This is a genomic window from Cupriavidus phytorum, assembly GCF_003254285.1.
GTDB lineage: Bacteria > Pseudomonadota > Gammaproteobacteria > Burkholderiales > Burkholderiaceae > Cupriavidus > Cupriavidus phytorum.
This window is the reverse complement of sequence record NZ_QKZN01000009.1, coordinates 213,611-240,073: the sequence shown is the minus strand read 5'-3', so window position 1 is coordinate 240,073 and position 26,463 is coordinate 213,611. Positions and strand designations below refer to the sequence as shown.

Here is a 26,463-nt window from a genome sequence, read left to right as displayed (position 1 = left end):
GCGCCGCGCGTGCGGCGGCATTGCCAGCGCTATTGGCGTGGCTGAGACAACAAGGATGGGAAGCGGGAGCAGGGGCGGCAGGCATGGCGCGATGCGGGCAGGGAATGGCCACAAATGATAACAATTCGCATTTCCAACCTCAAGGCAATCCTGGCCGGCCACACATTAGCGCGCGATCCTTTTATCAATTTTTTTGAATAAGACTGACAATGTACGTCGGGAGAAAGCGTCGTGGCGTTCGCTATAGTTCTGCACATGGCAGCGCAACACAACAAACAGCGCCGCTACAGACAATCAACAATTTTGAATTTTTTAGGAGAACATCATGTCGAACGCCAAGCTCGAAGTCCTCACCCCGCGCAACAGCCAGCTGATCATCATCGACCACCAGCCGCAGATGGCCTTCGGGGTTCAGTCGATGGACCGCCAGACCATGAAGAACAACGTGATCGGCCTGGCCAAGGCAGCCAGGGTGTTCGACGTGCCGACCACCATCACCACCGTCGAGAGCGATTCGTTCTCCGGCTACACCTACCCCGAACTGCTGGATGTGTTTCCCGGCAAGCAGACCCTCGAGCGCACCTCGATGAACTCGTGGGACGACCAGAAGGTGCGCGACGCGCTGCAGGCCGCCAGCCGCAAGAAGGTGGTGGTAGCGGGGCTGTGGACCGAAGTCTGCAACACCACCTTCGCGCTGAGCGCGATGCTGGAAGGCGACTACGAGATCTACATGGTTGCCGACGCCTCGGGCGGCACCAGCAAGGAAGCGCACGACTACGCCATGCAGCGCATGATCCAGGCCGGCGTGGTGCCGGTGACGTGGCAGCAGGTCCTGCTGGAGTGGCAGCGCGACTGGAAGAACCGCGACACCTATGACGCCGTCACCGGCATCGCCAAGGAACACTCGGGCGCCTACGGCATGGGCATCGACTACGCCTACACCATGGTGCACAAGGTGGCGCAACGCACCGCCACGCCGCACGCATCGATCGCCCCGGTCCACGCACCGGTGATCGAGCGCTGATCCACACAGCCAGCATCTGACAGGAGACCACACCATGAACCCAAGCCGAAGCCTCGCCCATGGCGCGCTGCTGCTCGGATGCTGGCTGGCCATCGGCACCTCGAGCCTTGCCGCCGCGGCCATCGTCGCGCAGACGCTGGCCTGAGCGGCGCTACGCTGCCGGCAAGAGCCCGCGGCCCGCCTAGCGCCGCTGCGCGAACATCGACATATGCCGGCCGATATGGTCGAGCAGTTCCAGCGCTGCCGCGGGCAGGGGCCGCCCGGCCTTCACCAGCAGCCGGGCCTGCGTGCCCAGGAACAAGGGATGGTCCAGCGGCACCACCGCCAGCGTGCCCGCCGCGATCTCGCGGTACGCGGCGAATTCCCCGATCAGCGTCATGTACTGGTCGTAGGCGACGAACTGCTTCAGCGCGGTCAGCGAGTTGCTGACCAGCGTCGCGCGGATCGAGACGTTTTCGGCGAACTCGACCATGCGCAAGGCATGGCCGACGCCAAACGACGCCGGCATCATGGCCAGCGGATAGGCCTGCAGGTCGGCGACGCTGGCCGCGCCGCCGCGCAGCGCCAGCGGGTGGTCGGGCCTGACCAGCAGCACCACCGGCTGCGCCGCGCTCGCGCGGTATTCGATGCGCGGGTGCGGCGGCGGATTGTAGGCCAGCCCGATATGCGCGCGACTTTCCGCCACTTCCTCCAGCACGCCATCGACCGCAAGGATGTCCATGCGGATATCCAGGCGCGGATAACGCGCACAGAACCGTGCCAGCACTTCGTTGACGAGCAGGTCGACGTAGCCCTCGCTCAGGACCAGCCTGACCTCGCCTTGCTGCAAGCCCTGCAGCGCGTGCAGCTGGTCTTCCAGCTGCTCCTGGTGCGAGCGGTAGCCGCGCCAGAATTCCAGCAGGTGCGCCGCCGCGGCGGTGGGCCGCAACCCGCGTGGCTCGCGCTCGAACAGCAGCGCGCCGAGTTCTTCCTCCAGCAACCGGATCTGCCGCGTGATCACCGAGGGCGAGGTGTTCAGGCTGTCCGCCGCGCCGCGGATGGTGCCGTGCGCCAGCACTTCACGGAAGTATCGCAGCCGCTGCTGATTGATCTCTCGCATGTCGAACGCCTGTTCCGCCGTTTTTCCGCAGCGGTAACGATACCCGAACGCGCCTCGCCCTGCTTGCCACGGGCAGCGTGGGCCACCTCGACCGGTGCGTTGCCCGGAACAGAACGAAGTGTGTCCCGAGTTGCTGTTTGCCAGCCCGCCCGCGGCTGCCACGATTCAGCACACGAGGGACACGACCAAGCCCCACCGAGCCCATCGGGCCGCAACCACACCGGAGACAGCGAGCATGCTAGCCATCCCTACCACGGGCGCCATGGAAGGCGCTTCCAGCCTTTACAGCCGGATCAACTGGCGCCTGTTGCCCTTCCTGCTGGTCTGCTACCTGTTCGCCTACCTGGACCGGGTCAATGTCGGCTTTGCCAAGCTGCAGATGCAAAGCGACCTGGGCTTTTCCGACGCGGCCTACGGCGTGGGCGCCGGGATTTTCTTCGTAGGCTATGTGCTGTTCGAACTGCCGAGCAACCTGATGCTGCCGCGGGTCGGGGCGCGCAAGACCTTCAGCCGGATCCTGGTGCTGTGGGGGCTGACCTCGGCCTGCATGGTGTTCGTGCGGGACGTGCCGACGTTCTACGCGTTGCGCTTCCTGCTCGGCGTGTTCGAGGCCGGCTTCGCGCCCGGCATGATCTATTACCTGTCGTGCTGGTACGGGCCGCAACGCATGGCGCGCGCCATCGCCATCGTGTTCCTGGCGGGACCGATCGGCGGCATCGTCGGCGGGCCGGTGTCGGCGTGGCTGATGACCGCGCTGGCGGGCCATGGCGGACTGGCGGGCTGGCAATGGATGTTCCTGGTCGAAGGCCTGCCGTGCGTGCTGCTCGGCCTGCTGGCGCTGTCGCTGGTGCCGGATCGCCCGGCGCAGGCGAGCTGGCTCAGCGATGCCGAACGGCGCCTGCTGGAAGCCGAACTCGGCCCGGTCGCCGCGCACAAGCACGGCTTTGGCGCCGTGGCCCGCGACCCGCGCGTCTATGTGCTGGCGCTGGCCTACTTCTGCATCATCGCGGCGATCTACGCCATCAGCTTCTGGCTGCCGACCATGATCAAGGCGCAGGGCGTGGACGATACCGTGCGGCTCGGCTGGTACGCGGCCATCCCCTACGTGGCGGCCGCGTTCGGCATGTACTACATGGGCCGCAAGTCCGACCGCTCGGGCGAGCGGCGCCTGCACTGCGCGCTGCCGGCACTGGCGGCAGCCATGCTGCTGGCGGCCTCGGTGCTGGCCGACGGCAACCTGGTGGCGACGCTGGTGCTGCTGACGCTCGCCACCATGGGACTGTGGATGGCGTACACCGTGTTCTGGGCCATGCCGGCCGAATATATCCAGGGCCCGGCGGCGGCGGGCGGCATTGCGCTGATCAACACCATCGGCCTGTCGGGCGGCTTCTGGGGACCGGCCACCATCGGCTGGACCAAGACCGCGACCGGCAACCTCCATCTCGGCATGCTGATGATGGCCGCGCTGCCGCTGCTGGCGGCCGTCATCATCCTGTGCAACAAGCTGCCCGCGCGCCGCTGATGCGGCGTCGCGCCGCCGTGACCCCGACCATCACCCACCAAGGAGCTCCCGTGCAACTTCATCTTTCAACCTGGGCGGAGATCGAGCAATACCTGGCCCGCAGCCGTACCATCGTGATCCCCATCGGCTCGAACGAACAACATGGCCCGACCGGTCTGCTCGGCACCGACTGGCTGTGCCCGCAAATCATTGCCGGCGAGGCGGAAAAGCAGGCCGATATCCTGGTGGCGCCGAGCTTCAATATCGGCATGGCGCAGCATCACCTGGCATTCGCCGGGACGATTTCGCTGCGTCCGTCGACCTTCATCGCCGCGATCGGCGACTGGGTACGCTCGCTGGCGGGGCATGGCTTCGAGAAGCTGCTGTTCCTGAACGGCCATGGCGGCAACGTTGCCTCGATCGATGCGGCCTTCTCCGAGCTCTACGCCGAAGCCAGCTTCGCCAGGCGCCGCGCTGGCTTTGCGCTGAAGCTGTGCAACTGGTGGGACTTGCCTGGCGTGGGCGAGCTGGCGCGCGACCAGTTCCCGACCGGCCATGGCTCGCACGCCACGCCTTCCGAAATCGCGATCACCCAGTGGGCCTTTCCGGATGCGCGCAAGCATGCCGACTATGCGCCACGGATCGCGCCCAGCGGCCCGATACGCGAGGCGCTGGACTTCCGCGCGCGCTATCCGGACGGCCGCATCGGCTCGGACCCCGGACTGGCAACGGCCGAGAAAGGCGCTGCGCTGGTACGGCTGGCGGCGCAGAGCCTGGTGCAGGAACTGGACGCGTTCAGCCGCGAACCGATGCCAGAGTGATGTCTCCACGACGTGTATGGCTGCCGCGGCCGGGACTGATTACGCCATGTATCAATTGCTGTTCCGGTCGATGGCTTTATCGCCTGCCGGCGAGCCCATAGAGTCTGCCGTGTGAGCCACGACACCTTTGGATAAGGAGCCACCATGTCTGTCCAGCAACGACTCGAGGCGCGCGGCCTGGCGCTGCCGCAACCGCCTCAACCCTTGGGCAGTTATACCGCGGTCAGCCAGGCCGGGGACCTGCTGTTCATTTCCGGGCAGTTGCCGCTGCAGGACGGCAAGGTGATCTGGCAGGGCCAGGTCGGCAAGGACCTGAGCGTCGACGAAGGCAGGCGTGCCGCCGAACTGGCCGCGCTCAACGTGTTGGCGCAGATCGACGCGCACCTGGGCGGCTTTGCGCGGCTCGACCACATCGTGCGGGTCGACGGCCACATCGCCAGCGCGCCCGGCTGGTTCGCACAGCCGGCGGTGCTCGACGCGGCGTCGGAGCTGTTCCGCGACGTGCTGGGCGACAAGGCTGGCCACGCGCGCACGATCTCTTCGCACTTCCAGCAGCCGGGCAACGCGGCAGTGATCCTGGTGGTCATCGCGCAGGTCCGGCCGGCATGAGCGGAACTGCTAAGCCGAGAACTTCTCGAGCAGGAAGTCGACGAACACCCGGACCCGGCGCGTGACATGGCGCGCGGACGGGTATAGCAGCACGAACGGGCGCGCGCTGCCGCCGTAGTCGCGCAGCACCTCCACCAGCGTGCCATCGCGCAGGTCCTGTTCCACCACGAAGCGATAGGTCTGGAACAGGCCGGCGCCGGCGCGCACCAGCGTGGCACCGCCAAGGATGTCCTCCGACGCCGTGTACGAGCCGGTGGTGACGATATCGGTTTCCGTGCCATCGACCCGAAGTGTCCAGGGAATCCTGCGTCCGCTGCTGGGGCGCTCGAACTGGATGCATTCATGCCGCAGCAGATCCTCCGGCGATTGCGGCGTGCCGGCTTGCCGCAGGTAGGCGGGCGTCGCCACCACTACCAGTTCGGCATCCTCGAGCTTGCGCGCGATCAGGTTGGAGTCGTCCGGCGCGCGTCCGCGCACGCACAGGTCATAGGTGTCATCGGCGAAATCCACATTGCGGTTGCTGATGTGCACATCGATCTGGACCTCCGGGTACCGGGCCCGGAATGCCGGCAGCACCGGCAACACGCGATAGTGGGCATACGGCGTCGGCAGGCTGATGCGCAGCCGCCCGGCCGGCGTCGCGTGCTGGCCGCCGATCTGCCGTTCGGCATCGACCAGCTGCGCCAGCGCGGCGCGGCTCTGCTCGAAGTACAGGCGGCCTTCGTCGGTCAGGCGGATCTGCCGCGTGGTGCGCACGAACAGCCGCACGCCCAACCTCTCCTCCAATCGCTGCACGGTTCGGCTGACCGCGGGCGGCGTCACGCCGGCGGCGACCGCGGCCGCGGTAAAGCTGCCCAGTTCCGCGGCCAGGCAAAACAGTTCGATGCTGCCGAGCTGGAGGTCATCGAATTGGCGCTTCATGGCTTTCCCCTGCTGGTAACGGACCTCGCCCGGTATCCGGGGCAGTCGCCATCATAGGTTCGCGCCCCGCCGAAGTCGACTGACGCGCCCGTGCATTAGTACGCGCCGCGCATAACTGTTTGTCCGGCCGGTGCCTTCGAAAGCCCGGCCCGAGCCTCTAGATTGGAACCCATCGGCGCCGCGGGCCCGACCGGCACGCTAGCCGGACCAACCTACATCGAGGTGAAAACATGAGTGCAGCACAGAAAGTCGTCGTCATCACAGGCGCATCGCAGGGCATCGGCGCGGAACTGGTCAAGGCCTTCCGCGAACGCGGCGATCGCGTCGTCGCCACGGCGCGCAGCATCCGGCCGTCCGACGACCAGGACCTGCTGGCCGTCGCCGGAGACCTGGCCGAGCCGGCCACCGCGCGCCGCGTCATCGCCGAGGGCGTGACCAGGTTCGGCCGGATCGATACGCTCGTCAACAACGCCGGCATCTTCGTCGCCAAGCCGTTCACCAGCTATACCGACGCGGACTACGCAGCGGTCACCGGCATCAACCTGGCGGGCTTTTTCCATATCACGCAGCTGGCCATCGCCGAGATGGAGAAACAACGCAGCGGCCACGTGGTCAGCATCACCACCAGCCTGGTCGACCATGCCCTCAGCGGCGTGCCATCGGTGCTGGCATCGCTGACCAAGGGCGGCCTCAATGCTGCCACCCGCTCGCTGGCGATCGAGTACGCCCGCACCGGCATCCGCGCCAATGCCGTCTCGCCCGGCATCATCAAGTCGCCGATGCATGCGCCCGACACCCACGCGGCCCTGGGCGCGTTGCACCCGATGGGCCATATGGGCGAGATGCGCGATATCGTCGACGCCGTGCTGTACCTGGACGCGGCGCCCTTCGTGACCGGCGAGATCCTGCACGTCGACGGCGGGCAGAGCGCCGGCCACTGACCACGCGGCAAGCGACCGCGGCAGCCCAGGGCTGCCGCGGTCATGACATGCAGGATGGGGGCTGCCTGGCGATGAGGCAGCCCCTTGTTTCAGACCAGCCGGGTCTCGACGTGGATGTTGCCGCGCAGCGCCTTGGAGTACGGGCAGGTCTGGTGCGCGGTATCGACCAGTGCCTGCGCCAGCTCGCGCTCGATGCCGGGAATGCTGACATTGAGCCGGGCCTGCAGCAGGTAGGCGTCGCCGGCCATGCCCAGGTCGATCTCGGCATCGACCGACAGGTCCGACGGCAGCTTGACCTGCCGCTTGCCGGCGGCCAGCCCGATCGCGCCGATGAAGCATGCCGACCAGCCCGCCGCCAGCAATTGCTCAGGGTTGGTGCCGGCGCCGGGCGATCCTGGTCGTGACAGCTGCAGGTTGAGGCGGCCGTCGTCGCTGCGCGCCTCGCCATCGCGGCCGCCCGCGGTGATGTGGACCTTGCCGGTGTACAGCACTTTTTCGATACGGGTCATGTCTGGTTCCTGTTGGTGGTGTTGGTGGTGTTGGTGGAGATGAAGCAGGCCGGCGTGCCGGCCGGCACGGCTCAGGCGTAGGCGCCGTCGAGGTACGGATCGACGCTGCGCGCCGGGTCCGCCGACACGCCGCTGCGGTCGAGCCCGGCCACGGTGCGGGCGCCGTCGGTGTAGGGATCGACGTTGCGCGCACCATCGCTGAACGGATCGACGCTGCGGGCGCCGTCGCTGTACGGGCTGCGCGGCTCCTGGACCGAGCGCGCGCCCTCGCTGTACGGGTCGCGGGCATCCACCGCGCTGCGGGCACCGTCGGTGAACGGGTCGCGTGCGCCGGCGGAGAAGCTGGCGGCGTTGGCGCCGGCAGCGGCGGCAGCGAGGGCGACGGCGAGGACAAAGCGGCGGGCGATTTGGGTGGTCATGATCGGTTTCCTTAAGTTCACGTTGAGGGTTGAGCGGGCCGGCTTTCGCTTTCGGGGTATCCGACGCCGCGGCCACGGAACGTATTTAAGGTGACCGGTGTATCGGCCATGTAGCCGATGCGGGCCGCATTTGTCAGCCGCCGTGTCGCGGCCGAAGCCGGATACAAAGCGGTACAAAGTGGCGGCTAACGCTCAGGAATCGTGCCGGCATCTCCCTGGCATCGCGCCGGCTAACTGCCCGCTGTGCCCTGCCCTTCCTCCAGCCCCAGGCGCGCGGCCTCTTCGCGCAGGCTGCGCACGAACGCATGCACGACCTCGCCCGCGCCACCCTGGCGCCATACCGCGCCCACCGGCCCGAACGACTCGGCGTCGGCCACCGGCAGCACCCGCAGCAGGCCCAGCGCTTCGAGGTGGCGCGCCATCGCGCCGGAACAGACACCGATGTAGTCGGTGCCGCGCAACACCGCTTCCAGCGTCAGCACGGAACCGGTTTCCACGCGCGGCTGCAGCCCGGCCGCGCCGCGCTCCAGCAGCACGGTGTCGAGCCGGGTCCGCATCAGCGTCTCGCGCGGCGGCATCACCCACGGAAAGGCGAACAGGTCGCGCCAGGCAATGCGCTGGCGCCCCGCGAGCGGGTGATGCCGTGCCACCACCACGCCGATGCCGTCCTCGAACAGCACCTCGTGCGCCAGGTGCGGGCCATAGGCGCGTGCGTCGATGGAGCCGACGATGACGTCGTAGTCGCGCCGCTCGAGCCGCTCCAGCAAGGCATTGAAGACGCCTTCCGTGACCTCGATCTGCACGTTGGGCTGCGCCTGCTGGAAGCTGACGATGGCGCGCGGCACCAGGTGTGCCACGCCGGCAAAGACGCTGCCCACGTGCAGCCGCGCCACCGCGCCCTTGGCGATCGAGCCGAGTTCTTCATGCGCGCGCGACACCTCGCCCAGCACGCGCAGCGCCAGCTTGCGTACCGCATCGCCGGCCGGCGTGAGCTGCAGCCGGCGCCCGCGCACCAGCAGCCGCGCGCCCGCGAGCGCTTCCATCTCGCCCAGCCAGTGCGACATTGCCGACTGCGTCATGTGCAGCCGCTGCGCCGCCGCCGACAGCGTCCCCGCGTCCAGCAGGATCAGGAAGGATTCGAGATGCCGCATGCGCAACCGGCGCGCCCAGGCCACGCTATCCGCAGGATCAGTCATGAGTGTTTACTAATACATCTATCGGAACAATTCACTGGCGCTCATGGTAAGCCAATTCAATAATGCGCAGGAGTTCCCGGGCCTTCTCTGCTTCCTCACATTGTTCTCAGGCTTTCTACCTATGAAGAAACTCTCAGTTGTTTCGCACCTGGCCGTGGCGGCAATCGGCCTGGGCCTGGCCGTGCCCGCATGGAGCTGCGGCGAGGCGGGCTCGAACCGGCCCATCCGCCTGGTGGTATCCCAGCAGGCCGGCGGCAGCACCGACACCATCGCGCGCATGTGGGCCGAGCATGCCGGCAAGGAACTCGGCACCACGGTGGTGGTGGAGAACAAGCCCGGCGCCGGCGGCGTCATCGCCGCCAAGTCGGTGCTGGCGCAGCCCGCGGACGGCTGCACGCTGTTCCTGGCAGGCGTGTCACAGATGGTGCTGAACAAGTTCGCCTACGCGCCGCTGGCCTATTCGCCCGAGAAGGATTTCACGCCGGTCGCGACGCTGACCAACGTGCCGTTCGTGCTGGTGGCCAACCCGCAGACCGGCCTGCGCACGCTGGACAACCTCACTGAAGCGGCGCGCGCCAAACCCGGCGCGATCAATTTCGCCTCGTCGGGACTCGGCAATTCGACCCACCTGGTGGTCGAGATGCTGCTCAAGCAGCGCGGCCTGCGCATGACCCATGTTCCCTACAAGGGTGAGCCTGACGGTGTGATCGCCACGGTCTCGGGTGAAACGCAGGTGATGGCACCGGTGCTCAGCACCGCGTTGCCGCAGATCCGCGCCGGCAAGCTGGTGCCGCTGGTGGTGTTCGCCGCGAAACGCGTGCCGGACCTGCCGGACGTGCCGGCGGCGCCGGAAATCGGGCTGAAGGGCTTCGAGGACATCGGCTGGTCGGGCATCGCCGCCAAGGCCGGCACGCCCGCGGAGCCGATCCGGCGCATGCATGCGGCCACGCAGAAATTCCTGTCGGATCCGGTGGTGGTGGACAAGCTGCGCGCGATGCAGGTCACGCCGATGCCGGGCCCGGTCGGCAAGCTCGCCGAGCTGACCGCGCGCGACACGGTCAAGTGGAAGGACGCCATCGGCGACCTGAACCTGCGCGCCAACTGAAGCCCACCCGACACCAGATCCCGAGGTCACAATGAAAAAAGGCATGGTCGTCTGCCCGCAGCCCGAAGCGGCGGAAGCAGGCATCGAAATCCTGCGGGCCGGCGGCAATGCGGCGGACGCCGCCGTCGCCTGCGCGTTTGCCCAGACCGTGGTCGATCCGCTGATGTGCGGCATTGCCGGGTTCGGCACCGCCGCGGTGTATATGCCGTCGCACCACGTGCACGAGTACATCGACTTCCACGCCACCGCACCGGCGCGCGCCACACCGGACATGTGGGCCGACCAGCTGGAAGGCGAGGCCCGCGACGGCTTCGGCTTCTTCGTCAAGGACCGGCTCAACGACATCGGCTACCAGTCGATCGCCACGCCGGGCACGCTGCGCGGGCTGGAGGCGATTCACCGCAGCTACGGCAGGCTGCCCTGGCAGGAAGTCATTGCGCCCGCGATCCGCTGGGCTCGCGACGGCTATTTCGTGCGGCCGGGCATGTATGCGTTCTGGATCGACGTGGCCACGCTAGGGCGCGCCAGCAACCGGGAACGCCTCGCGTTCAGCGCGGATGGCCGGCGCCTCTATTGCCGCGAAGACGGATCGCCCAAGACCATCGGCACGCCGCTGCGCAATCCCGACTTTGCCGACACGCTCGAGCAGATTGCGCGCGAAGGCGCGGATGCGTTCTATCTGCACGATATCGCCGGGCGCATCGTCGCGGATATGGAGCGCAACGGCGGACTGCTGTCGCGCGCGGACCTGGCGGACTACCGGGTCGAGCGCACCGCGCCGCTGACCGGCACCTATCGCGACCGCACCATCACCACCAACCAGCCGCCGGGCGGCGGCGTGATGCTGATCGAGATGCTGAACATCCTCGAGCGCTTCGACCTGGCGCGGATCGGCCACAACACGCCGGAATACCTGCGCATCGTCTGCGAGGCGATGAAAGCGGCCACGCGCGACAAGGACCTGCACGTCGGCGATCCGGCCTTTGTCGACGTGCCGCTGGCACGCCTGCTCGACAAGGACTATGCCGGCGAGCTGGCCGCACGCATCGTCGCCGGCGACAAGGTCGACATTGCCCGCGTCAATCCCGGCCATGTGGTGCCGCGCGATACCACGCACCTGTCGGTGGTCGATGGCGAGGGCAACTGCATTGCACTGACGCATTCGCTGGCGATGCCGTCGGGCGTGATGACGCCGGGGCTGGGCTTCTTGCACAACGGCTGCATGGGCGTGTTCGATCCGCGCCCGGGGCGCGCCGGCAGCATCGCGCCGGGCAAGCGGCGCTTCACCTCATCGTGCCCTTCGATCGTGTTCCGCGACGGCAAGCCCGAGATCGTGCTCGGCGCGCCGGGCGGCACGCAGATCGCCATGGGCGTGCTGCAGGCGATCCTGAACGTGGTCGATTTCGGCATGGCGATGCAGCCGGCCGTGTCGGCGCCGCGCTTCTCGTCGACCAGCAACGCCATCGACGTGTGCAACCGGATTCCGCGCTATCTGACCGCGGAACTGGAAGCGCAAGGCTATGAGGTGATTCGCAATCCGTACAACTACACGATCGCGTGGGTGCATGCGATCCGGCTGGCGAACGGGCATCTGGATGGCGGGGCGGACCCTGGCCGGGACGGGGTAGCGCTGGAGACGGAGATCGCCTGAGAGGCATTGCCGGCCAAAATCATCCCATCCGAAAATTTTCCTTGAAATGAGATCGATTCCCATTTACTATTCGATCACTGCCTGACGCACGGTGTACCGAAACCAGCACCGGACGGCGCGGGCAGACCGGCCAGGCTGGCACCGCGCGGCACGCGACGGCGACCAGCGCTGGCAGGCATGACAGATTTCCGGATGCCGCCCCCGCGGCCTTCGATACCGACTTTTGTGGGGACCGCTCCGTCACGCGGAGCGTTTGGTAGTAGCCAGTCTCCGGAAGATCGGGAAAGCAACCAGACCCCGCTTTCCCGATCGCGTCTTCCGGCGGCAAGCCAGGCCACCTTTTTATTCCGCGCGCCGTGCAGGCACGTCGCGCCGCCAGGGACGAGGGCGCCAGCGCCCGGCCGGCCCTGGCGCTTCCCGCCTGAAATTCCGCCAAGCCACTGACGCCGTGCCCGTGCGGCGCCAGGCTGGGCGCCGCCCTGACTGCGGGGCGCCAGCCGCAGCATGCCTATGCCATCCGCCATGTCATCCGAGAGCACCAACCCGATCCATCTCAAGCGCGCCGGCCTGAAGGCGACGTCGCCGCGGATGCGCATCCTCGAAGTGTTCCGCACCAGCGCCAGGCGCCACCTGAGCGCGGAAGATGTCTATCGCATCCTGCTGACGCAGGACGAGGATGCCGGGCTGTCGACGGTCTACCGCGTGCTCAACCAGCTGGTGCAGGCCGATATCCTGCTGCGGCACAGCTTCGAGTCAGACCACGCCGTATTCGAACTGAACGAAGGCGGTCACCACGACCACCTGATCTGCGTGGCGTGCGGCCGCGTGGAGGAATTCCGCGACGAGAGCATCGAGCAGCGCCAGCGCCAGGTCGCCGCCGACAACGCCTTTGTGCTGCGCGAGCATATGCTGGTGCTGTATGGCGTATGCCCGCAATGCCGTGCCGCCGCCGCCGACGCGGAGCGCGTGCCGGAGCTGCCGGCCAGCGCCTGATCCCGCCGCCCCCGCCGCATGTTGCGCGCCTGACGGAGCCATCCATGGAGCGCCTGACCAAACCCCTGTCCGAACTGAAGCACCTGATCAACCTGTGCCTGCGCCAGGAACCTGGCTGCCAGGACTGCCAGCTCCGCGCGCTGTGCGTGCACCGCCCCGACCACACCGGCTGCAACTGGAGCGCCGAAGTCGATTTCCCCGAACGCAGCGAAGCCGACGCCGTGCGTCACTGGCGCCAGGCCCGCCGCGTGGTGATGATGGTGCGCGAGCAGTACAACGTGGGCATCACGGCGCAGGCCTGATCAACGCCTGACCGCGACGCCGCCCGCGGCACGAACGCCTTCCGCCCCCGGCCGCAACACCAGCCACACCGCCATGCCGATCAGCGCACCGCCGGCGGCATGCGCCCACGACAGCGCCTCGCCCAGGAACAGCGCGCCCCAGACGATGCCGAACGGCGGGATCAGGAAGGTAACGGTGAGCGAGCGCACCGGCCCCAGGTCGGCGATCAGCCGGAAATACAGGATGTAGGCCAGCGCCGTGCACAGCGTGCCCAGGCCGAGCATGGCCGCCCAGACGCCGGCGCCGGCGTCGGGCAGCGCGTTGTGGCGCCACAGCGCCGCGACGCAGAAAGGCAGCAGGAAGGCGCCCGCGCCGACCAGGCTGCCGGCCGCGACCAGCCGGCTGTCGAGCCCGCCCCGCTGCGTGATCCAGCGCCGCGCGAGAAAGCCCGAAAGCCCGTAGCAGGCGGTGGCGAACAGGCAGGCCAGCGCGCCCAGCAGCACCTCCGAGGAAAAGGCGACCGGCCCGGTGCGCGTCAGCAGCGCTACCCCCGCCACCCCGAGCACCACCCCCATCGCCTTCGCGCGCGTCAGTGGTTCCGAGAAGGCGATGGCGCCGATCACCACGCCCATCAGCGGGGTCATGGCGTTGAACACCGCCGAGTAGCCGGCCGGCAGCCACAGCGCCGCCACGCCGTACATCGCGAACGGAATGCCCGAGTTGACCACGCCCAGCGCCAGCACCGCCGGCCATCTGCCTTGCATGTCCCAGCGCAGGCCCAGCAGCGGCAGGCACGCCGCCAGCGTCAGTGCGCCGATCAGGACGCGCACGAAGGCGGTCGGCACCGGGCCCAGCACCGGGGCGCCGATGCGGATGAACAGGAAACTGCCGCCCCAGAGGGCGGCCAGAGCCAGCAGGCGAAACAGGTCGGGCAGTTTCATCGGTCAGGCGAGGGGCGCCCCGCCGGCAGGATCAGCGATGCCGCATTGGACGCCGGGCCGGCGTTGACCGCAAGTCGGATTCGGACCTGTGGCCCGTTAGCCGCACGTCCGGGGCAAGTGCAGCTTGCGGTATTGGCGACACGTTGACGGATCTACCAGCAATTTGAGCGCCGTTTCCGCCACAATGTCACATAAAGGCGTCACTTTCTTACTGCGAGCTTTCATCATCACCCCCCGCAGGAGGGGGCGCTTCGCCGACGCGTGACAATCCGCATTCGATTAAATTAAAATCTGGTCTGCGCCAGAGTTAATTGACCCCTCCGACGCATTCCCGACAAGCCGCCAGGCCTCCTGGCGGCTTCTTTTTTGGTTCCGGTAAAATGCGCGCTGCCCGGCACACCGGCCAGCGACGTTACGTTGGCCGCCCGTCCCGCGGCGCTGCCGGCATCCCATCGCCCGCATCCTGCGTCAACCGGCGCGGCGTCGGCCGCGTTGCCAATCCACATGAAACGACAGTTCCTGGGCCTGCTGGCCCGCGTCTACGTCCTGCAATTCGCGCTGGAAGTCCCCGCCACCGTGGCCATGCTGGCCGACATGCTGCTGGAATACGGTTTCCAGGTCGATATCGGCTCGGTGCGTCCGCTGCTGCGGGCGCTGCAAATGGAAGGCTACCTGGAAAGCGTGCTGCGCGACGGCATCGGACGGGTCTACCTGCTGACCGAACGCGGCCGCGAAGAACTGCAGGCCAGCCGCCAGCGCATCGACGAACTCTACCGCCGCCTGCACGCCGGCCTGCCCGCGTCCGACGACGCGCAACGCTCCACCTGAAGTCTCCACCTGAAGTGGGCCGGAATCGGCGGCCGCGGCGCCGCTGGCGTACCCGTTTCTGCGGGCCGCCGTTGGCGCCGCGGCGCCCTGCCCAACGGCCTTACTTCTTCTCCGCCTTCCCTTCGTAGCGCTTGCTCCATTCGGCCAGGATGCGGTCGCGGTTATCGCTGGCCCAGCGGAAGTCGTTCTTGATCAGGCGCTTCTCGTAGTCCGCCGGCAGCAGCGCGTCGGGCCTGGCGATGCCGGGCACGGCCAGCACCGCGAAGTTCTTTTCATACAGCGCCATCGCCTCGCGCGACGCCGAGAAGTCGGCCAGCTTGCGCGCCGCGTCGAGATGCTTGGTGCCCTTGACGATGGCGGTCGCCTCGATGTCCCAGCCCAGGCCTTCGCTGGGCAGCACGATATCGATCGGCGCGCCTTCCTTCTTCGACTTCATGGCGCGGTATTCGAACGCGATGCCGATCGGGAACTCGCCCTGCGCGGCCATCTTGCACGGCTTGGAACCCGAGTGGGTGTACAGGCCGATGTTCTTGTGCAGGGCATCCATGTACTGCCAGCCCTTCTGCTCGCCCATCATCTGGAGCCATGCGCTGACGTCGAGGAAGCCCGTGCCGGACGACGCCGGATGCGGCATCACCACCTTGCCGGCATAGATCGGCTTGGTCAGGTCGGCCCACGAGGCGGGCCTGGGCAGGCCCTGCTTCTGCGCCTCGACCGTGTTGAAGCAGATCGCCGCGCCCCACACGTCCATGCCGACCCATGCCGGCGGGTTGGCCGGGCTGCGGTACCTGGCATCGATCGCGGCCAGGTTCTTCGGCGCGTACGGTTCGAGCATGCCTTCCTTGTCCAGGATCGCCAGGCTGGAGCCGGCCAGGCCCCACACCGCGTCGGCGCGCGGCGCGGCCTTTTCCGCCAGCAGCTTGGCGGTGACGATGCCGGTGGAGTCGCGCACCCACTTGATCTCGATATCGGGATGCACCTTCTCGAACGCGGCCTTGTAGGCGGCGATCTGGTCGGCTTCGAGCGCGGTGTAGACGGTCAGCACGGTGGCGGCGGCGGCGTGGCCGGCCAGCAGCGGCAGCGTGGCAGCGGCCACGGTGGCAATGGCCGCGGAAAGGCGGATGATGCGGGACATGGTTTCCTCCTGTGGAATCGATCGATGTGTAGCAGTGCAGCGGGATGACAAAAAGGGAAGGCTCAGCCGGCACGCCAGCGCTGCGCGCGGCGCAGCCAGCCGGCCGAGAGCGCGTGCAGCAACAGCGCCGCCAGCACGGCGGTCAGCAGGATCAGCGTCGACATCGCCGCGGCGGGCGCGGTATCGCCCGCATCGTCCATGTTCAGCACCGAGATCGCGGCCAGCACGGTGTCGGGGCTGTAGAGGAAGATCACCGCCGAGACCGTCGTCATCGACGACACGAACAGGTAGCGGAAGATGTCGAGCAGCGCCGGCAGGCACACCGGCACGGTCACGCGCCAGCACGTCAGCAGCGGCGCCACGCCCAGCGACAGCGCCGCGGCCTCGAACTCCTGGTCGAGCTGGCGCAGGGCGGCGGCAGCGGTCAGGTGGCCGGTGGTGTAGCAGTGCGCGACATTGCACAGCACCAGCAGCGCCATGGTGCCGTACAGCGCGTGCAGCGGATTGCCGGGTGCGTTGAAGAAAAACACATAGCCCAGCCCCAGCACCAGGCCCGGCACCGCCATCGGCAGAAGGAAGCCGGCACGCAGCACGCCATGCAGCCAGGCCGGCCCGCGCGTGCGCAGCGTCAGCCAGGCGCCGAGGAAGATCGCCACGGTGCCCGCCAGCGCGGTCAGTACGGACAGCTTCAGGCTGTTGCGGTAGGCCAGCCAGCCGCCGCCGTCCATGTTGTCGAAGTCGTAGTGCGCCAGCGTCAGGCTCAGGTTGTACGGCCACAGCTTGACCAGCGACGCGCCCACCGCGGTGATGACCACCGCCAGCAGCGCGGCGCTGACGGCCAGCACCAGCAGCAGGCAGGCGCTGTCGCGGCCGCGCTCGGGCGCCGGCACATACACCTGCGCGCGGCTGCCCAGCTGCATGCGCTGGCGCCGCTGCAGCGCCATGTCGACGGCAAAGGTCAGCAGCGCCGGCGCCAGCAGCAGCATGCCGATCAGCGCGCCGCGGTCGAACTGCTGCTGCCCCACCACGGCCTTGTACGCCTCGAGCGCCAGCACCGGGTAGCCGCCGCCCACCACCTTGGGCACGCCGAAGTCCGTGATCACCAGCGTCAGCACCAGGCATGCCGCGGCGAACAGGCCGTGGCGGGCGCTCGGCAGCGTCACCGTGCGGAAGGTGCGCCACGGGCCGGCGCCCATGGCGCGCGCCGCTTCATAGAGGCGCGCATCGGCCAGCGACAGCGTCGCCACCAGCACCATCAGCGCATGCGGGAAGGTGTAGAAGGCCTCGCCCAGCACGATGCCCCAGAAGCCATAGATGCCGCCCGGGCCGAAGGCGCCGCGGAAGATGCCCTGGTTGCCGAACAGGTAGACCAGCGCGATCGCCGGCAGCAGCGACGGCGCGAACAGCGGCAGCAGCGCAATGCCGCGCCACAGCGGCCGCAGCGCGATGCAGGAGCGCTGCAGCGCATAGGCAAAGCCGAACGCCAGCGGCACCACCAGCGCCACCACCGTCAGCGACACCGCCACGCTGCGCCCCAGCATCGGCAGGAAGTTGGGGCCGGATACCAGCGCGGCCATGCGCGCGCCCAGCACCCACTGGCCCGCGCCATCGAACCAGGCCTGGCGGAACAACGCCAGCAACGGCAGCAGCAAGCCCACGGCAAGCCCGGCGAGCCACAGCCACTTCATTGCGGCGGGGGCGCCGTGCGCCAGCCGCGCGGCCAGGCCGGTGCCGCGCTGCCGGGACGCCGGTGCCTGCGCCGGCAGCAATGCGCTGGCGACGCGCATCATGCGAACACCCGCAGCGCCGGCGCCGGCAAGGCAATCCAGAACTTGTGGCCGCCCGCCTGCGGCAGCCGGTGCCGCGCCTCGCGCGCCACGTCGGCAAACAGCGTCAGGCCGGGCAGGCGGTCGGCTTCCAGCGCCAGCCGATAGCGATTGCCGAGGTAGGTCTGGTCGACCACGCGCGCCAGCAGCCGGTTGGGCTCGGCGGGGTCCGGGTCCAGCCGCACGGCCTCCGGGCGGCAGCACAGCCGGCCGGCGCCCGCCAGCGGCTGCTGCGCGTCGACCTGCAACTCAACCGCCTGGCTGCCTTCGCCGATGGTGAAGCGCCCGGCCGGCCCGCCGTGCCCGGGCAGCCAGTTGGCCTGCCCGACAAAGCCTGCGACAAAGGCCGATGCCGGCTGTTCGTAGATCTCGGCAGGCGTGCCCGCCTGCACGATGCGCCCGCCATCCATCACGGCGATGCGGTCGGCCATGGTCATGGCCTCTTCCTGGTCGTGCGTGACCATCACGGTGGTGATGTTCAGGCGGCGCTGCAGCTGGCGCAGTTCCGCGCGCAGGTGCTCGCGCACGCGTGCATCGAGCGCCGACATCGGCTCGTCCAGCAACAGCAGCGACGGCGCCGGCGCGAGTGCGCGGGCCATCGCCACGCGCTGCTGCTGGCCGCCGGAAAGCTGCCCCGGGAACTTGCGTTCGCTGCCGGCCAGGCCGACCAGGTCGAGCATTTCGGCCACGCGCGCGTCGCGGTGCGCGCGCCCCATGCCGCGCCCGTACAGGCCGTAGGCGACGTTCTGCGCGACGGTCAGGTTGGGGAACAGCGCGTAGGACTGGAACAGGATGCCGTAGTCGCGCGCCTGCGGCGGCAGGCCGGTCAGCTCGCGCGCGCCGGCATGGATGCGGCCGGCGTCCTCGCGCTCCAGGCCGGCGATGATGCGCAGCAGCGTGGTCTTGCCGCAGCCGGACGGGCCCAGCAGGCACAGCAGCTCGCCCTGCCCGACCGACAGCGACACGCCATCAAGAGCGAGGAAGCCGCCGGAGCCGCTGGAGCCCCCAAAGCGCTTGCTGACCTGCTCCACGGCCAGGAACGCCCTGCCCTGCGTTGGCTTGCCTGCCTGCATCACCGAATCTCCCTGCATCTCGATCGAATTGACCGCCAGCATAGGCAGCGCAGATGCCAGCCATATGGCAGATCGGCAAAGGTTTTCGATGGAGGTATCGGGGGATTTGGGATGCGGCGCGCGGCGCGCGAGTCAGGCCTGCTGCGGTGTGGAGGCGGTGGACATGTCAGTGTCGGGCACCGTCAGCGGCTTGCGTAGCACCTCGCGCAGCGCCTGCAGCGGCACGCCCTGGCTGAACAGGAAGCCCTGCAGCCCGTCGCATCCCTGCGCGCGCAGGAAGGCAAACTGCGCCGCGGTTTCCACCCCTTCGGCGATCACCTTGAGATGCAGCTGGTGGCCCAGCGCGATGATGGCCGCGGCCACGGCCTGGTCGTGGCCCGGCGTGGCGACGCCGTCGACGAAGGACTTGTCGATCTTGAGCCGGCTGATCGGCAAACGGGTCAGGTAGTTGAGCCCGGAATAGCCGGTGCCGAAGTCGTCGATCGACAGCCCCACGCCCAGCTCGCGCAGGCGGCGGAAGGTCTCGATGGTGGTCTCGCCGCCATCGACCAGGATGCCCTCGGTGACTTCGATCACCAGCCCCTGCGCCGGCAGGCCGGCCTGCTGCAGGCAGCGCGCCACGGTGTCGGGGAAGTCGGCCTGGCGCAGCTGCAGCGGCGAGATATTGACCGCCACCTCGAGCTCGCGGCCCAGCTCCGTGCGCAAGGCCTGGATCTCGCGGCAGGCGGTGGCCAGGGCCCATTCGCCGAGCGGCACTACCAGGCCGCTCTGCTCGGCAATGGGGATGAACTCGGCCGGCTGCATCACGCCGCGCTCCGCGGTCTCCCAGGTGATCAGCGCCTCGACTGCGGGGATGGCCAGCGTGGCGGTATCGACGATCGGCTGGTAGCGCAGCCGGAATTCGTTGCCGGCCAGCGCGCGCCGCAGCAGGCCTTCGATGGTGAAGCGCGTCAGCGAGGCCTCGGCCATGGCGCTGGCAAAGCGGCACAGGCGCGCGCGTCCGCCCTGCTTGGCGGCGTAAACGGCGGAGTCGGCGGACTTGAGCAGTTCGGTCAGCGTGTCGCCATCGTCGGGGAACACCGCCATGCCGATCGACGGCGTCACGCGCAGCCGCTGGCCGCCGGCGAGCAGCTCTTCATTGATGCGCGCCTGGATCTTGGCGGCAATCAGTTCGGCCTCGCTGTCGTGGCGCAGGCCGGCCAGAACCACGCCGAACTCGTCGCCGCCCATGCGCGCCACCAGGTCGCCCTGGCGCACTGTGCCCTTGATGCGGTCGGCCATGGTGCGCAGCACGTCGTCGCCCACCGGGTGGCCGAGCGAATCGTTGATGCGCTTGAAGTGGTCCAGGTCGAGCAGCAGCAACGCGACGCGCTCGCCGCGGGTGCGCGCGTGCAGCAGCAAGGCCTGGGCGCGCTCGCTCAGTTCGGCGCGGTTGGGCAGGCCGGTCAGCGGGTCGTGCAGCGCCAGGTGGCGGATGTACTCATCCACGCGCAGGCGCTCGGTCAGGTCATGGCCGATGGCCTGGTAGCCGGTCGGCGCGGCGGTTGCAGTGATCGGCAGCGCCGACACCGCCAGCCGCACCGGCATGCGCGAGCCGCCCTTGCGCACCCAGGTCCATTCGCGTTCATCGGTCAGCCCCAGCCGGGGCTTGGCCAGCAGCGCGGGCAGTCCTGGCGGCACTGGCGCACCCAGCTCGGCGCTCAGCGCGCGCGCGTGGTCGGCCAGCTCAGTGGCGACATGCAGGCCGGTCATGGGCATGTGGCCGACCAGTTCGGTGCTGCTGTACCACAGCATGCGCTGGCCGGCCGCGTTGATGCCGGTGATCAGGCCGTGCTCGTCGAAGGTGATGACGCAGAAGGCGGCGTGGTCGAGCAGTCCGGCATAGCGCGCCGCCTGCACCGCGGCGGCGTCCTGTGCGCGCCGCTCGGGCGCAACGTCGGTGACAGCCCACAGCCAGTGCGGCGCGGCGCCGTCGCCGGCGGGCAGGGGCGCGGCGCTGACGCGCAGCGCGAAGCTGTCGCCGTCGGCACGCACGCCCGCCAGTTCGCGATGGATCGCGGAACCCGCCGCGGCGTCGGCGGGCACCACGCCGGTGGCGCCGGGAATCAGCGCGTCCAGGCTGCGTCCGGCCAGGCGCCTGGCATCGGTGCCCAGCAATTGCCCGGCGCGCTCGCTGGCGCGCACCACCACGCCCTGCGCATCGGTCACGACGAAACCGTCGGCGGATTGCGTCAGGCAGGCCTGCAGCATGGCGCTGTCGTCTTCCCAGGCGTGCACGGCCCGTGCCTCGCGCAAGCGCGCTGCGCGGCCCTGGCGCGCCAGCGCATGGGTCAGCCAGGCCAGCAGCAGCGTCGCCAGCGCACCCGCGGCCGGCACCAGCAGGGCGGGCCGCGGGCCATGCGCGGCTTCGAAGGCCGGACGGGTCGCCGCGCGCAGCGTCCAGCTGCGGCCGCCGTACTGGAACTGGCGCTCGCCCCGCAGCCACGGCGCGCTGCCGTCTTCGCGCAGCTCGCCCTGGGTGGGGCCGCCCGACAGCAGCGTCCCGGCCGCGGCGGGCCCGCCCTCGTACAGCGACAGCTCCAGTTCGTTCGACGCCGAGGCCCCGACCGCGCGCATCAGGTCGCCCAGCCGCAGCGACAGGTAGACGTAGCCCAGCACGGCCTCGCGCCGCTGCGCCACCGTGCTGAGCGGAGCGCCGCCGCCATAGACCGGCAGGAACACCAGCGCGCCGCGCTGGGGCGCCACGGCCCCGGCGGCTTCGACTTCGCCGATCGGATCCAGGCCGGCGCTCAGGCGCGGCTCGCCGCTGTCGCGCGCGGCTTCGAGCGCGGCCTGGCGGGTGGGCTCGGACAGCATGTCGAAACCCGCGACACGCATGCTGCGGCCGTCCAGCGGATCGATGTAGAGGATGGGCGCGTACAGCTCGCGCGCGCCGGCGGGATGGATGGTGTAATCGGCAAGGCCGTCGGCGCGCGCGGCCTGCACCAGCCGGGGCACCTGCTGCGGCGTGGCGAGCGGCGCGTAGCCGATGGCCTGGGTGCCGGCCGGCAAGTCGTCGCGCTGCGCGGTATAGAGGTAGTTGCGCCATTGCGCGCGCGTGGTGCCGGGATTGGCCGTCATTACCGCGGCCACGCCGCGCAGCAGCCGTTCGTTCTCGAGCATGCGCTCGCGCAGCGCGCTGCCGGCCTGCGCCAGCAGCGCATCGAAGTGCTGCTGGGCGGCGCGGCGCTCGAGCCGGTCGGCCTGCAGCCATGCCCCCGCCGTCAGCAGCGCGCCGCCGGCCGCGACCAGCAATGACAACAGGGCGGGAGAAAGCGAAGTCAGTCTCATGGTCGGTGGGTTCCGGCATGCGGCAGGGGCACCGCCCCTGCGCAGGCATGCCGCCACGCGGCCGGCCTTCGCCTTAGCGGGGGACTATACCGTGGCGCAGGCAGCGCGCACAGCCCCGCCGCGGCATGGAGACGGGCGCGGGGGGTGCGGGGGAAATGCCCGATGCCCCACCAAGGCAGGGGTATGGTAGGGTTGCACCCGAGACTCGACCTGCAGTTTGCGACAAGCCTGCGCTCCTCCCCCGCTGCCCTTGCGCCCCCACTGCACCCGACATGCCCGTTTACACGCCCACGTTGAAAGCGCGCATTGCGATCATCACCACCGTGCTGGCCGCGGTGTTCGGCACCGGCATCGTACTGATCGCCCTGTATGACGCGCACAGCGATCTGCACGATGCGCTCGAGGGCCAGCAGGATTCCGTGGTCAAGCTGACCGCCAACCAGCTCGACACGGCCATGAACGACCGTATCCAGCTGCTGTCGCACCAGGCCGACCAGCTCGGCGACCTGATGGCGCAGGCGCACGGCGCGCACGCGGCTGCGGCACGGCAGCGCGCGCTGCAGGCGCTGTCCGCCGCGATCCCGGTGCCGGCGGCGTTCAACGCGCTGCTGGTCGCCGACCGGCACGGCAATGTCCTCAGCGACCAGGGCGACGGCGCCGAAATCCGCGACCGCGATTACTTCCGCGAAGCGGCGCGCACGCTGGCGCCGGTGGTATCGCCGCCAATCCGCTCGCGCACCAGCGGCCAGTTGGGCGTGCTGGTGGCGGTGCCGGTGCTGTCGCCGCAGCGCGGCTTCCTGGGCCTGGTGGGCGGATGGCTGGACCTGTCCAGCGCCAACTTCCTGGTCGACATCCTGCACAACCGGCTCGGCACCACCGGCTACTACTGCCTGGTCTCGGCCGGCCGCGAGCCGGTCTACGTGCGCCATCCCGATCCCGCCCAGGCCCGCCAGCCGGCACGGCCGGTGGCCGACACCTGCGGCGAGGACGACAGCCCCGCGGCGCTGGAATTCCTGACGCCGGCGCGGCCGGTGATCGCGCGCCACCTGATGTCCACCACCGGCTGGGAACTGGTGGCATTGCTGCCGGCGCGCGAAGCCTACGCGCCGCTGCGGCAGATGCAGCAGCGCTTCCTCGGCATGGCGGGGGTGGCGATGGCCGGGGTGGCGCTGCTGATCTGGCTGGCGGTGCGGCGCCAGCTGATGCCGCTGTCGCGGCTGCACCGGGTGGTGCTGGCCAGCGCCAACGACCTGTCCGCGTTCGAGCGCCTGCCCACGCGCCAGCAGCGCGACGAGATCGGCGACCTGACGCGCGCTTTCATCAAGCTGATGCGCGACGTGCGCGAGCGCCGCCAGGCGCTGGACCGCAGCGAGCGGCGGCTGCGCGCGGTGACCGACACGCTGCCGTCGCTGCTGGCCTTCGTCGATACCGAAGCGCGCTATGTGTTCAACAACCTGGCTTATGAGCGCGTGTTCGGCCTGAAGCCCGAAGAGCTGCGCGGCAAGCCGATGCGCGAGGTGCTGGGCGAGGCCCGCTTCGCGCGCGTGCGGCCGTTCCTGGAACGCGCGCTGGCCGGCAGCGCGGTAACCTTCGAAACCGAGGAAGAGGGCCCCGACTACCACTGCATGGAAACCAGCCTGCGCCCGGAATGGAGCGCCGACGGCAGCGAAGTGGTGGGCGTGCATGTCCACGTGCAGGACATCACCCAGCGCAAGCTCGAGACCCAGCGCCTGGCGCGCATGTCGCGCACCGACCATCTGACGCAGCTGCTCAACCGCAGCGCGTTCGAAGGCCAGCTGCACGCGGCCATGGCGCGCAGCCGCGAGCATGGCACGCTGATGGCGCTGCTGTATCTCGACATGGACCGCTTCAAGGCGGTCAACGATATCCACGGCCACGCCGCCGGCGACCTGCTGCTGCAGGACTTCGCCCAGCGCGTGCGCCGCTGCGTGCGCGACAGCGATACCGTGGCCCGGCTGGGCGGCGACGAGTTCGCCGTGGTGCTCGAAGACCTGGCGCAGCCCGCCGCCGCGCGCCGGGTCGCGCAAGCGGTCCTGCAGGCGATGGACGTTCCCTTCAGCTTCGAGGGCGTGCGCGCCGACGTCGATGTCAGCATCGGCGTGGCACTGTACCGCGGCGGCCCGGCGCAGGACCACGAGCTGATGCGGCTCGCCGACGTGCTGCTATACCGCGCCAAGGGCGCCGGCCGCGGCCGCTACGAGATCGGTCCGCCCGAACTGGCGGACCAACCCAGCCCGCAGCACGCCGGGCCTTCCACGGCTCAGTGAAGCGTGCCCGCCGGCTTGTCCGGCACCGCGCCGGCCGCGCCCTCGGGCTCGAACGGCACGTGCCGGCCGTCGCTCGACTGGTAGCCGAGCTGGGCGTCGGCGCCCAGCATCTTTTCCCAGGCGATCATGGCCTGGGCGACGGCCTCGGGCGCGCCCTTGAACACCACCACGTCGTTGCCGCAGTTCGGGCATTCGCCGCCGAACACCGCGTCGATGCCTGGCAGGCCCGGCACGTCGAGCGCGTCGAACTGTGCAAACGCGGTCTTGCAGTGCCCGCAGACCAGCTGGGCGGGGCGCAAGGCCTCGATCTTTGCGCGTGCCTGTGCCGCACGCTCCTCGGGGGTACCCCGCCGTTTTGCCTCGCCCATGATGTCCTTCCTTCCCCGTGCTGCCGGTGTGTGTGTTTGCAGCGGCCGGCCGCTCTGGCCGGTGCCGTGCCTGTTAGATGCGCAATGCGGGCCGGTGGTGCCCGGACCGTGGCGCAGGTGACGGCCGCGCTGCCTGCGCGCCGGCGCCTGCCTGCCGCGCCTACCTGGCATTGTAACCAGCGCGGCGCTGCAAATACCGGGCCGACAGGAAGCGGCGGCGCCTGCTATTGTGGATAACGATGCCCCGTGCGGGCGCGGATGCGCCGCCTGCCGCACCGCGGGCATGCCGGTTCCATCCACCTACCCCCGAAGGAGGACGTTCCATGATCCGACCCACCGTGCAGGAAAACGCCGCCCGCTACGCCGACTGCATTGCCGCCTGCAATGCCGCGGCGGCGGCCGCCCTCAAGTGCGCGGCCGCCTGCCTGGAAGAACAGGACGTGCGCAAGATGGCGCGCTGCATTGCGCTGGACATGGATTGCGCCGGCATCGCCCAGCTGGCCGCGTCCTACATGCTGCGCAACAGCGAGTTCGCGCCGCTGGTGTGCGAGGACTGCGCAGAGGTCTGCAAGTGGTGCAAGGAGGAATGCGAGCGCCATGATGCCGAGCACTGCCAGGAATGCGCGCGCGCCTGCGCCGTCTGCATGGAGCAGTGCCTGAAGATGACGGCGTAGCGCGAGCGCGCTCGGGCGCCGCCTCGCTCAGTCGCCGCCGGGCGCCTGCCCCGGGGGCGAATCCGCCAGCGCGACGAAGGCATCGATCAGCCGTGCGCCGCGCCGCTCGCGCAGGCAATACAGGTATTCGTGCAGGCACGGCGCGGCATCGGTAAAGCCCAGCACGCGCAGGTCAGGATGGCTCGGCACTTCATGCCGGGCGATCACCGATACGCCCAGGTTGCGGATCACCGCTTCGCGGATCGATTCGCGGCTGCCGATTTCCATCTGCGCGGCGGGGCTGACGCGCGCCTGCGCCAGCATGTCCTCGGTGGCGATGCGCGTGGTCGATCCCAGCTCGCGCATCAGCAGCCGGCAGCCCGCCAGCGCGCTGACCGGCACTTCGGTATGCCCGGCCAGCGCATGGGTGCGATGCACCACCAGCATCAGCGGATCCACGCCCAGCAGCATGCGCGACAGGCGCGCATCGTCGACGCGCTGCGAAGACGTGGCGAGGTCGACGCGGTATTCCTGCAGCGCCTCCAGCACCTCCTGCGAGTTGCCGGTGACCACGCTCACGTCGATGGCCGGGAACCGCTCGCTGAAGCGGCGGATCAGTTCCAGCGCGTAGTACGGCGCGGTGGCGCCCACGCGCAGGCTGCCGGTGCGCAGGTCGCCCGAATGGCGCAGGAAGAAGTCGATCTCGGTTTCCTGCTGCACCAGAGCCTCGACCCGCGGCAGCAGCGCCAGCCCGGCGTCGGACAGCGCCAGCCGGCGCCCGCCGCGATGGAACAGCTCTACCCCGTAGGCCTCTTCCAGCGCGCGGATCTGCGCGGTGATGGTGGGCTGCGACAGGCCCAGGCGCTTGGCCGCCTGCGTGACGCTGCCGATGCGGGCCACCATGAAGAACGATTTGAGCTGGGCGATGAGCATGCGGCGGAAAGAGGTCG

24 protein-coding genes are annotated in these 26,463 nt (G+C 69.3%); 12 read left to right on the top strand and 12 right to left on the bottom strand.

Annotated features, from left to right (window positions below):
* Nucleotides 1–325: 325 nt before the first annotated feature.
* The gene (locus tag C7416_RS22115) at nt 326–1,024 is read left to right on the top strand and encodes a hydrolase (RefSeq protein ID WP_111520908.1); all 699 of its coding nucleotides are present in this window, start codon (nt 326–328) and stop codon (nt 1,022–1,024) included.
* A gap of 181 nt (nt 1,025–1,205) precedes the next feature.
* On the opposite strand, the gene C7416_RS22110 is transcribed toward C7416_RS22115, so the two are convergent.
* Nucleotides 1,206–2,123: a LysR family transcriptional regulator gene (locus C7416_RS22110; protein ID WP_111520907.1), complete on the bottom strand. Its 918-nt coding sequence runs from the start codon at nt 2,121–2,123 to the stop codon at nt 1,206–1,208.
* A gap of 235 nt (nt 2,124–2,358) precedes the next feature.
* Between C7416_RS22110 and C7416_RS22105 the strand changes: the two genes are divergently transcribed.
* From C7416_RS22105 to C7416_RS22095, 3 genes are all read left to right on the top strand, one after another.
* Nucleotides 2,359–3,645 (top strand): MFS transporter, encoded by a 1,287-nt coding sequence (locus C7416_RS22105; RefSeq protein ID WP_111520906.1) that lies wholly within the window; start codon nt 2,359–2,361, stop codon nt 3,643–3,645.
* A gap of 50 nt (nt 3,646–3,695) precedes the next feature.
* Nucleotides 3,696–4,445 (top strand): creatininase family protein, encoded by a 750-nt coding sequence (locus C7416_RS22100; protein WP_111520905.1) that lies wholly within the window; start codon nt 3,696–3,698, stop codon nt 4,443–4,445.
* Nucleotides 4,446–4,589: 144 nt separating this feature from the next.
* Nucleotides 4,590–5,054: a RidA family protein gene (locus C7416_RS22095; protein WP_111520904.1), complete on the top strand. Its 465-nt coding sequence runs from the start codon at nt 4,590–4,592 to the stop codon at nt 5,052–5,054.
* A 9-nt stretch (nt 5,055–5,063) separates the two neighbouring features.
* Here the strand turns inward: C7416_RS22095 and C7416_RS22090 are convergent, their stop codons facing one another.
* Nucleotides 5,064–5,975 carry a LysR family transcriptional regulator gene (locus C7416_RS22090; RefSeq protein WP_111520903.1) on the bottom strand — a complete coding sequence of 304 codons (912 nt, stop codon included), beginning with the start codon at nt 5,973–5,975 and terminating at the stop codon, nt 5,064–5,066.
* Between the two features lie 230 nt (nt 5,976–6,205).
* Between C7416_RS22090 and C7416_RS22085 the strand changes: the two genes are divergently transcribed.
* Nucleotides 6,206–6,916, top strand: a complete 711-nt coding sequence (locus C7416_RS22085) for an SDR family NAD(P)-dependent oxidoreductase (RefSeq protein ID WP_111520902.1) — start codon at nt 6,206–6,208, stop codon at nt 6,914–6,916.
* 89 nt (nt 6,917–7,005) lie between these two features.
* Here C7416_RS22085 and C7416_RS22080 read toward each other — a convergent pair whose 3' ends face one another.
* The 3 genes from C7416_RS22080 to C7416_RS22070 form a co-directional block, all read right to left on the bottom strand.
* Nucleotides 7,006–7,425, bottom strand: a complete 420-nt coding sequence (locus tag C7416_RS22080) for an organic hydroperoxide resistance protein (protein ID WP_111520901.1) — start codon at nt 7,423–7,425, stop codon at nt 7,006–7,008.
* Between the two features lie 71 nt (nt 7,426–7,496).
* Complete coding sequence (locus C7416_RS22075; RefSeq protein ID WP_062804046.1) at nt 7,497–7,844, bottom strand: hypothetical protein; 348 nt, start codon at nt 7,842–7,844, stop codon at nt 7,497–7,499.
* A gap of 230 nt (nt 7,845–8,074) precedes the next feature.
* A complete protein-coding gene (locus C7416_RS22070; protein WP_240988237.1) occupies nt 8,075–9,040 on the bottom strand; it encodes a LysR family transcriptional regulator in 966 nt (321 codons plus the stop codon).
* Between the two features lie 121 nt (nt 9,041–9,161).
* Between C7416_RS22070 and C7416_RS22065 the strand changes: the two genes are divergently transcribed.
* The 4 genes from C7416_RS22065 to C7416_RS22050 all read left to right on the top strand — a co-directional run bounded on the left by C7416_RS22065 (nt 9,162) and on the right by C7416_RS22050 (nt 13,091).
* Nucleotides 9,162–10,145 (top strand): Bug family tripartite tricarboxylate transporter substrate binding protein, encoded by a 984-nt coding sequence (locus C7416_RS22065; RefSeq protein ID WP_111520899.1) that lies wholly within the window; start codon nt 9,162–9,164, stop codon nt 10,143–10,145.
* Between the two features lie 43 nt (nt 10,146–10,188).
* Complete coding sequence (gene ggt, locus C7416_RS22060; protein ID WP_181461297.1) at nt 10,189–11,796, top strand: gamma-glutamyltransferase; 1,608 nt, start codon at nt 10,189–10,191, stop codon at nt 11,794–11,796.
* A 504-nt stretch (nt 11,797–12,300) separates the two neighbouring features.
* On the top strand, nt 12,301–12,789 hold the full coding sequence (gene fur, locus C7416_RS22055; RefSeq protein WP_111520897.1) for a ferric iron uptake transcriptional regulator: 489 nt from the start codon (nt 12,301–12,303) through the stop codon (nt 12,787–12,789).
* Nucleotides 12,790–12,833: 44 nt separating this feature from the next.
* Nucleotides 12,834–13,091: a hypothetical protein gene (locus C7416_RS22050; RefSeq protein WP_111520896.1), complete on the top strand. Its 258-nt coding sequence runs from the start codon at nt 12,834–12,836 to the stop codon at nt 13,089–13,091.
* Here the strand turns inward: C7416_RS22050 and C7416_RS22045 are convergent, their stop codons facing one another.
* Nucleotides 13,092–14,012 carry a DMT family transporter gene (locus C7416_RS22045; RefSeq protein ID WP_111520895.1) on the bottom strand — a complete coding sequence of 307 codons (921 nt, stop codon included), beginning with the start codon at nt 14,010–14,012 and terminating at the stop codon, nt 13,092–13,094.
* 504 nt (nt 14,013–14,516) lie between these two features.
* On the opposite strand from C7416_RS22045, the gene C7416_RS22040 reads away from it, so the two are divergent.
* Entirely contained in the window at nt 14,517–14,840 is a 324-nt protein-coding gene (locus tag C7416_RS22040) for a PadR family transcriptional regulator (protein ID WP_111520894.1), read from the top strand.
* A gap of 100 nt (nt 14,841–14,940) precedes the next feature.
* Here the strand turns inward: C7416_RS22040 and C7416_RS22035 are convergent, their stop codons facing one another.
* The 4 genes from C7416_RS22035 to C7416_RS22020 form a co-directional block, all read right to left on the bottom strand.
* Nucleotides 14,941–15,975, bottom strand: a complete 1,035-nt coding sequence (locus C7416_RS22035; protein WP_111520893.1) for a putative 2-aminoethylphosphonate ABC transporter substrate-binding protein — start codon at nt 15,973–15,975, stop codon at nt 14,941–14,943.
* Between the two features lie 62 nt (nt 15,976–16,037).
* A complete protein-coding gene (locus C7416_RS22030) occupies nt 16,038–17,765 on the bottom strand; it encodes a putative 2-aminoethylphosphonate ABC transporter permease subunit (protein WP_111520892.1) in 1,728 nt (575 codons plus the stop codon).
* The gene (locus tag C7416_RS22025) at nt 17,762–18,874 is read right to left on the bottom strand and encodes a putative 2-aminoethylphosphonate ABC transporter ATP-binding protein (RefSeq protein ID WP_111520947.1); all 1,113 of its coding nucleotides are present in this window, start codon (nt 18,872–18,874) and stop codon (nt 17,762–17,764) included. Before C7416_RS22025 ends, C7416_RS22030 begins: the two co-directional genes overlap by 4 nt.
* Before the next feature lie 132 nt (nt 18,875–19,006).
* Nucleotides 19,007–22,204, bottom strand: a complete 3,198-nt coding sequence (locus C7416_RS22020; RefSeq protein ID WP_111520891.1) for a bifunctional diguanylate cyclase/phosphodiesterase — start codon at nt 22,202–22,204, stop codon at nt 19,007–19,009.
* Nucleotides 22,205–22,476: 272 nt separating this feature from the next.
* Between C7416_RS22020 and C7416_RS22015 the strand changes: the two genes are divergently transcribed.
* Nucleotides 22,477–24,492: a sensor domain-containing diguanylate cyclase gene (locus C7416_RS22015; protein ID WP_111520890.1), complete on the top strand. Its 2,016-nt coding sequence runs from the start codon at nt 22,477–22,479 to the stop codon at nt 24,490–24,492.
* Here the strand turns inward: C7416_RS22015 and C7416_RS22010 are convergent.
* Nucleotides 24,486–24,860: a hypothetical protein gene (locus C7416_RS22010; protein WP_062804036.1), complete on the bottom strand. Its 375-nt coding sequence runs from the start codon at nt 24,858–24,860 to the stop codon at nt 24,486–24,488. The genes C7416_RS22015 and C7416_RS22010 overlap by 7 nt on opposite strands.
* Nucleotides 24,861–25,183: 323 nt before the next feature.
* Between C7416_RS22010 and C7416_RS22005 the strand changes: the two genes are divergently transcribed.
* Complete coding sequence (locus tag C7416_RS22005) at nt 25,184–25,534, top strand: four-helix bundle copper-binding protein (RefSeq protein ID WP_012354956.1); 351 nt, start codon at nt 25,184–25,186, stop codon at nt 25,532–25,534.
* 27 nt (nt 25,535–25,561) lie between these two features.
* Here C7416_RS22005 and C7416_RS22000 read toward each other — a convergent pair whose 3' ends face one another.
* Nucleotides 25,562–26,446, bottom strand: a complete 885-nt coding sequence (locus C7416_RS22000) for a LysR family transcriptional regulator (RefSeq protein ID WP_111520889.1) — start codon at nt 26,444–26,446, stop codon at nt 25,562–25,564.
* Nucleotides 26,447–26,463 lie beyond the last annotated feature (17 nt).